General features: G+C 72.3%; 9 protein-coding genes. 4 read left to right on the forward strand and 5 right to left on the reverse strand.

Annotated features, from left to right (window positions below):
* Positions 1-3 precede the first annotated feature (3 nt).
* Together ACH5A8_RS11985 and ACH5A8_RS11990 are read right to left on the reverse strand one after the other, a co-directional pair.
* Positions 4-465 (reverse strand): pyridoxamine 5'-phosphate oxidase family protein, encoded by a 462-nt coding sequence (locus ACH5A8_RS11985; RefSeq protein ID WP_399000720.1) that lies wholly within the window; start codon positions 463-465, stop codon positions 4-6.
* A gap of 407 nt (positions 466-872) precedes the next feature.
* The gene (locus tag ACH5A8_RS11990; protein ID WP_399001470.1) at positions 873-2,216 is read right to left on the reverse strand and encodes a phosphatase PAP2 family protein; all 1,344 of its coding nucleotides are present in this window, start codon (positions 2,214-2,216) and stop codon (positions 873-875) included.
* A gap of 626 nt (positions 2,217-2,842) precedes the next feature.
* Here ACH5A8_RS11990 and ACH5A8_RS11995 point away from each other — a divergent pair.
* A complete protein-coding gene (locus tag ACH5A8_RS11995) occupies positions 2,843-3,913 on the forward strand; it encodes an enoyl-CoA hydratase/isomerase family protein (RefSeq protein WP_399000722.1) in 1,071 nt (356 codons plus the stop codon).
* A 165-nt stretch (positions 3,914-4,078) separates the two neighbouring features.
* On the opposite strand, the gene ACH5A8_RS12000 is transcribed toward ACH5A8_RS11995, so the two are convergent.
* The 3 genes from ACH5A8_RS12000 to ACH5A8_RS12010 form a co-directional block, all read right to left on the reverse strand.
* Entirely contained in the window at positions 4,079-4,948 is an 870-nt protein-coding gene (locus tag ACH5A8_RS12000; protein WP_399000723.1) for a 4Fe-4S domain-containing protein, read from the reverse strand.
* A gap of 260 nt (positions 4,949-5,208) precedes the next feature.
* Positions 5,209-6,222, reverse strand: coding sequence for an amidohydrolase family protein (locus ACH5A8_RS12005; protein ID WP_399000725.1), 1,014 nt, complete (start codon positions 6,220-6,222; stop codon positions 5,209-5,211).
* A gap of 69 nt (positions 6,223-6,291) precedes the next feature.
* Entirely contained in the window at positions 6,292-7,338 is a 1,047-nt protein-coding gene (locus tag ACH5A8_RS12010) for a LacI family DNA-binding transcriptional regulator (protein ID WP_399000727.1), read from the reverse strand.
* Positions 7,339-7,558: 220 nt separating this feature from the next.
* Here ACH5A8_RS12010 and ACH5A8_RS12015 point away from each other — a divergent pair, with 220 nt between their 5' ends.
* From ACH5A8_RS12015 to ACH5A8_RS12025, 3 genes are read left to right on the forward strand one after another with little or no spacing between them, the layout of a single operon-like run.
* A complete protein-coding gene (locus ACH5A8_RS12015) occupies positions 7,559-8,851 on the forward strand; it encodes an ABC transporter substrate-binding protein (RefSeq protein WP_399000729.1) in 1,293 nt (430 codons plus the stop codon).
* Positions 8,852-8,857: 6 nt separating this feature from the next.
* A complete protein-coding gene (locus tag ACH5A8_RS12020) occupies positions 8,858-9,817 on the forward strand; it encodes a carbohydrate ABC transporter permease (protein WP_399000731.1) in 960 nt (319 codons plus the stop codon).
* Positions 9,814-10,725 (forward strand): carbohydrate ABC transporter permease, encoded by a 912-nt coding sequence (locus ACH5A8_RS12025; RefSeq protein WP_399000733.1) that lies wholly within the window; start codon positions 9,814-9,816, stop codon positions 10,723-10,725. The genes ACH5A8_RS12020 and ACH5A8_RS12025 overlap by 4 nt, the downstream gene beginning before the upstream one ends.
* Positions 10,726-10,748 lie beyond the last annotated feature (23 nt).

The following is a 10,748-nucleotide window of genomic DNA, read 5'->3' on the forward strand; positions in this document are numbered from 1 at the left end:
CCGCTACCGGACCCAGCTGCCGTCGCGCATGACGACCCTGCCGCGCAGCTCCGGCTCGCCGCGCCAGGCACGTACGGTCCTCGGCGTCACGCGGACGTACACGAAGGGGTCCTCCTCCGTGCGCGGGTCCCACCCGAACTTGGCGGTGTACGCCTTCGCCGCGTCGTCGGGCACCTCCCGGTCGGCGAAGCACTCCGCCTCCCCCTGGAGGAGCACCACGTCGAGGGCGTCCGGCAGCGCCAGGCGCACACGCGGCTCCGCGCGGAGGTTCCGTACCGTCGCCGAGGCGGCGCCGGTGCACATCCACACCGCGTGTCCGTCCCACAGGAACCACAACGGCACCTGGTGCGGTCCGTGTTCGGGATGCGCCGTGGACACCCACACGTCCCGCTCGGAGGAGAGCCGTTCAAGAGTGTCGCGCCTGCGCTCCGCCGCCCGGCGACGGACGATTCCCGTGGTCGTCATGAGCACCGACCCTAACGAGCGGGCCGGAGGCCCGCATCGGGCGACAGACCTACTGCCGGCGACCGACGCTCCCTCGACCCGCGGCCCGAAGGCCGCCGACCGAGGCGCGCCGACCGAGGCCGACCGACGGCCGTCGACCGCGCAGCGCGAACAGCCTCCGGACGCCGTGGGCCGGGGAGCCGTCGTCGCACGGCCTCCGCGCCCCCCACGCCACCCCGCATGCCTTGTCCGGCACCACCGCGTGCGGACGGGCGGACCGGCCGCGGAGTGCCCGCGCCATGACCCGGCGGGCCCGCGGGGCGCGCCGCCGTCCCGTTCGCGCGGCCTCGCCGGAGGCCGGCGCCGGCCCGTGCCCGGCGGTTCCGGCCCCGCCGCGAACCCTCGTCCACGGCCCGGCGCGCGACGCCTCAGGCGAGCTCGGGCTGCGGCTCGGTGGACTGCGGTTCCGGTCGCGGCGCCGGGTCGGCCTTGGGGTCCCACTGCCTGGTGGTCCGGAGGTAGCCGAGCACCACCGACGCCGTCACCAGGACGAGCAGCGGTCCGAACGCCCACGGGTGCCCGGCCATCGGCTCCGACAGGAAGCGGTACGACACCAGGAGCAGGGTGAAGACCGCCGTGCCGTAGGCGACCAGCTGGACGGCCGACCGGTCCCAGCCGCGCGCGAACGAGCGCATCGCCGCCTCGATGGTGAGCGCGAACACCACGCCGGCGAGGAGGTCGGCGCCGTAGTGGTAGCCGAAGCCCAGCGTCGCGGTGAGGGTGGCGACCAGCCAGAACGCGCCGGCGAACCGCATCGCCCGGGAGCCCTTGCGGGAGTGGATGAAGAGCGTGGTGGCCCACGCCGTGTGAAGGCTCGGCATGCAGTTGCGCGGGGTGACCCCGTCGAACAGGATCGGGTGCGGGCCGCCGACCGACGGCAGCGTGTCCGGCCACACGTTCGCCGTCGCCCAGTGGCCGCCCTCGGCGCCGTAGGCGAAGACCGGGCCGACGACCGGGAAGATCATGTAGATGGCCGGCCCGACCAGACCCACGACCAGGAAGGTGCGCACCAGGTGATGGGCCGGGAAGCGGCGCTCGTCCGCCACGTGCCGCAGCTGGTACAGCCCGACGATGGCGGCCGCCAGCGGGAGCTGGCCGTAGACGAGGTGGAGGAAGGTGGAGCCGAACGACCCGGTGGCCTCCACGAACTGGCCGACCAGCCACGACGGATTGCCCAGCGCGTGATCGGTGGTCGCCACGTACGGGTCGAGCACCTCGGGGCGGGTCTTGGACGTGATCAGCAGCCAGGTGTCGCCCGTCTTGTGCCCGGCCACCAGCAGCAGGCCCAGCCCGACGCCCTTGAGCAGCAGCGCGCGCTCCGCGCCGGTACGGCGGGTGACGGCGATGACCGCACAGCCCAGGATCACCCACAGCGCGCCGTTGCCGAATTCGAGTTCAGAGCCGGCCGCCCAGCGCACCAGGAAGAAGACGACGTCGATGCCGACCGCGGCGCAGGCCGCGATCAGCCGTTGCCGCCAGGTGAGCACCACCATCGTCAGCGCCAGACCGGCGTACAGCAGCGGCCCGGAAGCCGGAACGAAGATCACCTCTCGTGCCTGGTTGGTGATCGGCCCCGGCAGGCCGTAGTGGCGCGCGGCGCATTCCAGCGCGATGAGGAATCCGAGCGTCGCCACACCCACCGCGCCCCACAGAACCGTTCGCGGCTGACGCCACGGGGAGCTCGGAGGGCCGGCGTCAGGTCTGGACGCTATTCGTGTCGGTATGTTTTTCAATTGACTGGCCCATTTGGTAGATGTTGGACAAATAGGTCACTTATGGCGCTGGATGGCGTGTTTTCCGGCGAAGGACGGGTGTTCAGGTCGGTCGTCATGGGTTCGAACATGCTAACGGGGTGGTGTGGGCGGGTTTCGCTCGTAGTGAGAGGTGGCCGTGGAACCGGCGGGGTGGAGTGTCCGGGAGAGCGCCGGCCCGGGGGCGGGAGGGCCTGGGGCGCACCGGCTCGGTGGGTGCAGGGGTCTGAGGCGCGCGCCGGCTCGAGGGGTGCGGAGACCGGAGCGCGCCGGCTCCGCGGGCGCAGGGGGCCGCAGCGCATCGGCTCGGCGGGTGTGAGGCGGGCCGGTCCTTGTGGGCGGCTGAGCGCGACCGGCGCGGTCCCGGGCGCCGACGGCGCGTGGCGGCGGTGGCGCCACTCTCGCGCGATCTTCGGCCCTGGATTACTAGGACGTCCGACTATATAGTCGCGTCCAAGATCCAGTGAGAGATCCACGGTGAGGGAAGCCGCTGTGTACCCCAAGGACCTGCGCGTTCACCGGATCCTGGAAGGAACCGACGAGATGATGCGCGTCATCGCGGCCCGCGGCATGACGGAGGTGTCCGGATGACCGGCGACGCCGAGGACCGGGTCCTGCTGCACACGAGCGGACGGGCCGCCCATGTCGTCCTGAACCGCCCCAAGGCGCTCAACGCCCTCGACCACGCGATGGTGCTCCGCATCGAGGAGGCGCTCACCGCATGGGAGCACGACCCGGCCGTCGAGGTCGTCGTCGTCACCGGCGCGGGGGAGCGCGGTCTGTGCGCGGGCGGTGACATCCGCGCCATCCACGACGACGCCCGCGACGGCGACGGCACCGCCTCGGCGGCCTTCTGGCGTGACGAGTACCGCCTCAACGCCCGCATCGCCCGCTATCCCAAGCCGTACGTGGCCGTCATGGACGGCATCGTGATGGGCGGCGGCGTCGGCCTCTCCGCGCACGGCAGCGTCCGCGTCGTCACCGAACGCTCCAGGATCGCCATGCCCGAGACCGGGATCGGCTTCGTCCCCGACGTCGGCGGCACCCACCTGCTCTCCCGGATCCCCGGCGAACTGGGCACCCACCTCGCCCTGACGGGCGAACAGATCGGCGCCGCGGACGCCCTGCTCTGCTCCCTGGCCGACCACTACGTCCCGTCCGCCGCACTCGGGCCGTTCGTCGACGACCTCTCCATACTGCCGGTGCCGGAGGCGGTCGGCCGGCACGCGCGGAAGGCGCCGCCGGGGGAGACGGCCGAGCGGCGCGAGTGGATCGACGCCTGCTACGCGGCCGGCACGGTCGAGGAGATCGTGCGCCGGCTGTTCGCCCACGGTGACCCGGCGGCCAAGGAGGCGGCCGAGACCCTGCTCACCCGGTCGCCGACCGCGCTGAAGGTCACCCTCGCCGCCCTGCGCCGCGCCCGTCGGCTCGGCTCGCTGGAGCGGGTCCTCGACCAGGAGTACCGCGTCTCCTGCGCGGCCCTGGCCACCCGTGACCTGGTGGAGGGCATCCGCGCCCAGGTCGTCGACAAGGACCGCAGGCCGCGCTGGTCGCCGTCGACGCCGGAGGAGGTGACCGACACGGACGTCGAGCGCTTCTTCGCGCCTCTCGGCGAGCGTGAACTCGGCCTCGCGGAGCCGGTCGGCACCGGGCGGTAGGCCACCGGCCCACGGCACGGCGGGCGCGCCCCGTGACCGCCGAGCGAGCCGCGTGACCGCCGAGCCGTGACCGCCGAGCCGTGACCGCCGAGCCGTGACCGCCGAGCCGTGGGACGGCCCCAGCGGTCGAGCACCGGCCATGCCGCCGGACACCGACCGTGTCGGTCACCAGCGGACGGCGGTGAAGTCGACCGGCCGGGGCCGCAGCAGCCCGGTGCGGCGCGCCAGGTCCCGCAGCCGCCGGGACATCTCCTCGGCGGGCAGCCGGCGGCGGTCGCCGTGGCCCGGCAGGACCCACTCGAAGCGCAGCCGTCCGGCCACCCTGGCGAGGGACGCGGCCAGTTCCTCGATGGAGTACCACGTCACGCTCTGCACGACCTCCAGATCGCCGCTCGCGCGGGACCAGTAGAAGCTGTCGCCGCTGAAGCAGTACCGGTCGTCCGCGACGTAGAGCACACTGCCCAGGGTGTGACCGGGCACCGGATGGGCGGTGACGCCCTCGCCGACCTCCATGGCCTCCGGGCCGTGGATCACCCGGTCCGCGTCCGGTGCGGCGTCGAGGTCCCCCTCGTGGATCCACAGCCGGGCGCCGAAGTGGTCCGCGTAACGGCGGCCGTGCGCGGCGTGGTCACGGTGGGTGAGGAGCACGTCGGTGACGGGCGCCGGGGCCGCGTACCGCTCGGCCAGGGCGGGGCTCCAGCGGGGTGTGTCGATCATCATGGCCGTGCCGGTCGGCCGCGTCAGCAGGTAGGAATTGGCTCCGGCGGTGTGCCGGGAGTTGTGCCCGCAGATCAGCACGTCGTCGTCCAGGGCCAGCGGGAAGGGGTCCAGCGCGGGGTCCGGCTCTCCGGAGTCTGTGCGCACCGAGCGGGTGGGGCAGGCGAAGGCGGCGGCGTGCAGGCGTCTCGTCTCCGCCTCGTCGACCGGCTGCCTCGACACGCGCGACCTGCCGTGCGACTCGTCGATCAGCCCAGGTGCGAACTGCCGCGCGACGTCGCAGTTGACGCACCGGTCGTCCACGTACCAACCATCCATGACCCGGTCCCTTCCGGCGGGGACGACCCCGGTCGGGGCCGTCCGCCCAGGCATACCCCGCCCCCGCGCCCGGAACCGGTGGACCCCGCCGATCTCGTCTTCCGGGAGCCGTGCCGCTCTCACGCCCCAGGCTCCTCCCCGCGCGGCCGTCCCGCGAGCGCCGGGCTCGCCCGCGCCGGAGGTCCGGCGCCCGCGGAGATCCGGCCAGGCGGCCCGACCGCATGTCCGCTCGCCGGACGTCCGCCGTCCGGCGCCCGCCCTCACACCCCGAACAGCTCGGCCGCGTTGTCGTGGCACACCGATCGCAGCCACTGCGGCCCGAGGTCCAGCCGCTCCAGGGCGTGGAGCTGGTGCGCGTAGGGGTAGGGCAGGTTGGGGAAGTCGGAGCCGAGCAGGACGCGGTCACCGAGGGCGGCGAGCCGGGGCAGGGCCCGGCGGGGGAACGGCATGAAACCCTCGGTGAAGTCGGTGAACGCCATCGTGGTGTCCAGCCGTACGCTCCCGTGCCTCTCGGCGAGGCCGAGGAAGTCCTCGTACTCGGGCATGCCCATGTGGGCGACGATCAGCCGCAGTCGCGGGTGCCGGGCCAGCACGCGGGCGACCGGCTCGGGGCCGGTGTGCTCGCCGGGCGCGGGCCCGGAGCCGCAGTGCATCACCACGGGGATCCGCGCCTCGGCCAGCAGGCCCCACGCCGGCTGGAGCAGCTCGTCGGCCGGGTCGTACGCCCCCACCTGCACATGGGCCTTGAACACGCGCGCGCCCGCCTCGACGGCCTCGCGGACGTACGTCTCGACGCCCGGCTCCGGATAGAGGGTGGCCGTGTGCAGGCAGTCGGGGGTCCGGCGGGCGAAGTCGGCGGCCCACTCGTTCAGCCACCGGGCCATCTGCGGCTTGTGGGGGTAGAGCATCGAGGTGAAGGCCCGTACGCCGAATTCCCGCAGCAGCGCGGCCCGTTCGGCTTCCTGCCGCCGGTACCTGATGGGCCACGCCAGCCCGCCGGTCAGCGGGCCCCGCGCGTCGAAGTAGTCCCAGACCTTGTGCAGGACGCGTTCGGGCATGAAGTGGGTGTGGACGTCGATCAGGCCGGGAAGCCCGAGCTCGTCCCGGAAACGACGGACCTCGGCGCTCTCCCCGCCCGTGCTCGCCCCCCTCGTCTCCTGCCGCGCACGCGCGCCCGCGCCCGGCCCCGGCGGCCCGCCCTCGCGCGAACGGTCGTCGGTGCCGGGTCCGGCCGGGCCGGCGGGCTCACCCGGCGGCAGGTGTCGATGGTCCATGGCGTCCACGATCATCTCGCACGAGGCGGCGGGTCCACCCCTTTCGGCGGCGGACCGGTGAGGGATGTGTCACGCGCCCCGTGCCGCCCCGGTGCTCTCCCGTTCGATCAGCCGGGGCACCGGCACCCGTACGGTCCGGGCCGGGCCGCCGTCGAGGAGCGCGGTCAGCTCCCGTGCCGCGGTGCGGCCGAACTCGACACTGTCACGGGACAGGGCGGACAGCCACGGCCTGACCATGCGGCACAGGGCGGAGTCCTCCCAGGCCACCACCGACACGTCCGCCGGGACGCGGAAGCCGAGTTCGGCGGCGGTGGCGACGCCCGCGAGGGCCATCACGTCGTTGTCGTAGATGAGGGCCGTCGGGGGAGCGGCGGAGGAGAGGACACGGCGGGTGACGGCGGCTCCCTCCGCGTCGGAGTAGTCGGTGGTCACCGACTCCACGCCGGTCAGCCCGCGGCGGGCGGCCTCGGCGCGCAGCGTCCGGATCCGGCGCTGGGTGTGGGCGAGGCCGGACAGCCCCGCGATGTGCACGATCCGCCGGTGGCCGAGCGCGTGCAGACCGTCCACCACGGACGCCATCGCGGCCGCGTCGTCGGCCCACACCGTGGAAAGGCCCGGGTGCCGCTCGTCCGGCGCGCCGCCGATCACCACGGCGGGCAGGCCGAGTTCGTCGAGCAGGTCAGGGCGCGGGTCGTCGGTGCGCGGGTCCACCACGAGGACGCCGTCCACCCGGTGCTCGGCCCACCACCTGCGGTAGACCGCGCACTCGTCGGCGAGGTCCTCCACCACCTGGAACAGCAGCCCGAGATGACGCTCCGCCAGCACCTGCTGGATGCCGGAGACCAGTTGGAGGAAGAAGGAGTCCACGCCGAGCGTGTCCGCGGGCCGGGCCAGCACGAGACCGATCGTGGCCGCACCCTCCCCGGACAGCGCGCGGGCCGCCGTGCTGGGCCGCCAGCCGAGCTGCTCGGCGACCCGGCGCACCCGGTCGCGGGTGACCTCGGAGACACCCGGCCGGCCGTTGAGCGCGAAGGAGACCGCGCTCTCGGAGACACCGGCGCGGCGCGCGATGTCCTTCATGGTCGGCCGGCGCGCCGGTGACCGCTTGGCCGGCATGGTCGCCCTCATTTCCCCGCGGTGATCGCTAAAGCGCTTGAGTAGAAGAAGGCTAAAGCGCATTAGTCAGTCTGGCAAGCCCCCTCACGAACCGCCCTGACCTGCCACTTCGCTCTACTAATCGCTTTAGCTGCGCTCCATCCGTTGACTTTCCCTGAATCCGGCGTGCATCGTCACTGCCGAAACCCCTCAGCCGACGCCGCAAGGGAGCCGTGTCACCGTGCCCATGTCCCGCAGAGCGCTTGCCGCAGCCGCCGTCACCGCCCTCGTCCTGCCGCTGAGCGCCTGCGGCTCCTCCGACGACGGCGGGGGCTCGACGGACGCCTCCGGCAAGGTCGAGGGCGACATCACCTTCGAGACCTGGAACCTGCGCGCCAACTTCAAGGACTACTTCGAGGGCCTGATCGCGGACTTCGAGAAGAAGTACCCGGGCGCCCACGTCAAGTGGGTCGACCAGCCCGCCGAGGGCTACGCCGACAAGATCAGCGCGGACGCGGCCGGCGGCACCCTGCCCGACGTCGTCAACGTCTCCCCGGACCTGGTCGCTCCGCTCGCCCAGGCGGGTCTGGCGATGGACCTCGACAAGGCCGCCGCCCCGTACAAGGGCGAATACCTGCCCGGCGCCTGGGCCAGCCACCAGGTCCCCGGCATGAGCGGCACATTCGCCTTCCCCTGGTACCTCAACACCGGCCCGCTGTTCTACAACAAGACCCTCTTCGAGCAGGCCGGCCTCGACGCCTCGAAGCCGCCGAAGACGTACGACGAACTCTTCACCGACGCCCTCCGGATGGCACGGAAGTCCGGCGGCAAGGTCGCCACCCTCGCCAACGTGCCCACCATCGAGGACTTCGGCCGCTACGGCTCCACCCTGATGGACCAGGACGGCACCGGCTTCGCCTTCAACGACGCCAAGGGCGTCGAACTCCTCACCAAGTACAAGCAGTTGTACGACGCCAAGGCCCTCGACCCGCAGGCGCTCACCGCCACCCCCGAGTCGACGGGCAAGAAGTTCCTCACCGGCGCCGTCGCCATGAACCCCGGCAGCGCCCTGGACCTGGACAACTTCAAGAAGCAGGCGCCGAACCTGTACAGGAACATCGGCATCACCGACCAGATCACGAGCACCGGTCACGTCAACATGTACGTGATGGGCCTGATGGTGAACGCGAAGACCAAGCGCACCCCCGCCGCCGTCGCCTTCGCGCACTACGTCACCGACGCCGAGCACCAGATGTCCTTCGCCAAGAAGGTCGCCATCTTCCCGAGCACCGCCGGCTCGCTGGACGACCCGTACTTCACCAAGGAGGACGGCACCGACGTCGCCCGGGTCCGCATCGCCTCCGCCAAGTCACTGAAGAACGCGGTCAACTACACGCCCGTGCTGTTCAGCGAGCAGATGAAGACCGCGCTGCGCAACGAGGTCGCCAAGGCGCTGCAGGGCAAGCAGAGCCCCAAGGACGCCCTCGACAACGCTGTCAAGGCCTGTGACCAGCTTCTGAAGCAGCAGGGATAACGCACCGTGCCCACCTCGACCGTCTCCCGGACGCGCCCTGCGCGTCCGGCCCGGCAGCCCGGCCGCCGCCCGGCCGGACGGCGGCCGGCAACCCGGATACGGCGCCAACTGCCCACCAGCCCATGGCTGTTCGCCGCCCCCGGACTGCTGGTGACCGGCGCCTTCGTCCTGTACCCGTTCGTCTCCACGGTGATCAACGCCTTCACCGACCGCCGCACCCTGCTCCCGGGCCACTTCGTCGGGCTCGCCAACTTCCGCGAACTGCTGCACGACGACGCGTTCTGGACCGGCCTGCGCAACAGCGTGCTCTACATGGCCGGCGTCGTCCCGGCCCTGGTGGTCCTGCCGCTGCTGCTCGCCCTTCTGGTGCAGAAGAACATCCCCGGCATCACCTTCTTCCGGTCCGCCTTCTACACGCCGGTCGTCGCCTCGATCGTCGTGGTCGGCCTGATCTGGGTGTGGCTGCTGGACGAACGCGGCCTGGTGAACTCGCTCCTGGACATGGTCGGGGTGGGCAAGGTCGGCTTCCTCAGCGACCAGTGGCTGCTGCTGCTCAGCGCCATGGCCGTCACGGTCTGGAAGGGCCTCGGCTACTACATGATCGTCTACCTGGCGGCCCTCGCCAACGTGCCGCGCGAGCTGCACGAGGCCGCCGCCGTGGACGGCGCGGGCGCGGTGCGCCGCTTCCTGACCGTCACCGTGCCCGCCGTCCGCTCCACCATGGTCCTGGTCGCCGCGCTCTCCTCGGTCGCCGCCTTCAAGGTGTTCTCCGAGGTCTACCTGATGGCGGGCCCCAGCGGCGGCCCGGCCGGCGAGGACACCACCCTGGTCATGCTCATCCAGCGCACCGGCACCGGCCTGTCCGGCCGGGTCGGCTACGCCTCCGCACTCTCCCTCGTCGTCTTCGTCATCACCGTGATCCTGATGCTGCTCGTGCTGCGCGCCGACCGGAAGGAGGAGTCGTGAGCACCGTCGACACCCAGGCCGCGAAGCCGCCGGCGACCCCGGCCCCGGCCCGCGGACCCCGCCTCACCGACGAGAACGGCCGCCGCATCCGGGTGTGGGAGCTGGTCCTGCGCTACGTGCTGCTGCTCGCCGTCCTCGCCCTGACCGTCGGCCCGTTCCTGTGGCAGTTGTCCACCTCGCTCAAGGGCCCCACCGAGGACATCTTCAACTCCCCGCCGTCGTTCCTGCCCGCCCACCCCACGCTGCACAACTACGAGCGGGTCGCCGACACCATCCCGGTGTGGGACTACGCCCTCAACTCCCTGAAGGTCGCCGCCGCCAACGTCGTCACCAACTGCGTCGGCGCCGCCCTCGCCGGCTACGCCCTGGCCCGGCTGCGCTACCGGGGCCGCCGGGCCGCCACCCTGGTCTTCGTGCTGGCGATGCTGGTGCCCGCCGAGGGCATCATCATCGCCCAGTTCACCACCATGCGGGAACTGGGCCTGAACAACACGCTCGTCGGCGTCCTCCTGCCCGGCGCCGTCGCCTCCCTGAACGTCCTGCTGATGCGCAACGCCTTCCTCAACCTGCCCTACGAGATCGAGGAGGCCGCCTACGTCGACGGCGCGGACGTCTGGCAGCGGTTCCTGCGCATCGCGCTGCCCTCGGTCAAGGGCACCCTCGCCGTGGTGGCGATCTTCGCCTTCATGGGCGCCTGGGACGACTTCCTGTGGCCGCTCATCGTGCTCAGCGACCCCTCCCGGTTCACCCTGACCATCGGCCTCAACTACCTGCACGGCACCTTCGCCGACGACGAACGGCTCGTCGCCGCGGGCACCGTCATCGCCGTGGCGCCGCTGATCGCCCTCTTCGCCTGCCTCCAGCGCTTCTTCTTCCGCGGGGTCGGCGAGGGCGCCGTCAAGGGATGACCCGCAGGCCGCCGCCCCGGGCC

This window comes from Streptomyces sp. NPDC018610 (assembly GCF_044391765.1).
GTDB lineage: Bacteria > Actinomycetota > Actinomycetes > Streptomycetales > Streptomycetaceae > Streptomyces.

Coding starts and splice junctions, on each gene's coding strand:
- ACH5A8_RS11985 (WP_399000720.1), bottom strand. CDS start 465: ATGACGACCACGGGAATCGTCCGTCGCCGGGCGGCGGAGCGCAGGCGC.
- ACH5A8_RS11995 (WP_399000722.1), top strand. CDS start 2,843: ATGACCGGCGACGCCGAGGACCGGGTCCTGCTGCACACGAGCGGACGG.
- ACH5A8_RS12000 (WP_399000723.1), bottom strand. CDS start 4,948: ATGGATGGTTGGTACGTGGACGACCGGTGCGTCAACTGCGACGTCGCG.
- ACH5A8_RS12005 (WP_399000725.1), bottom strand. CDS start 6,222: ATGGACCATCGACACCTGCCGCCGGGTGAGCCCGCCGGCCCGGCCGGA.
- ACH5A8_RS12010 (WP_399000727.1), bottom strand. CDS start 7,338: ATGCCGGCCAAGCGGTCACCGGCGCGCCGGCCGACCATGAAGGACATC.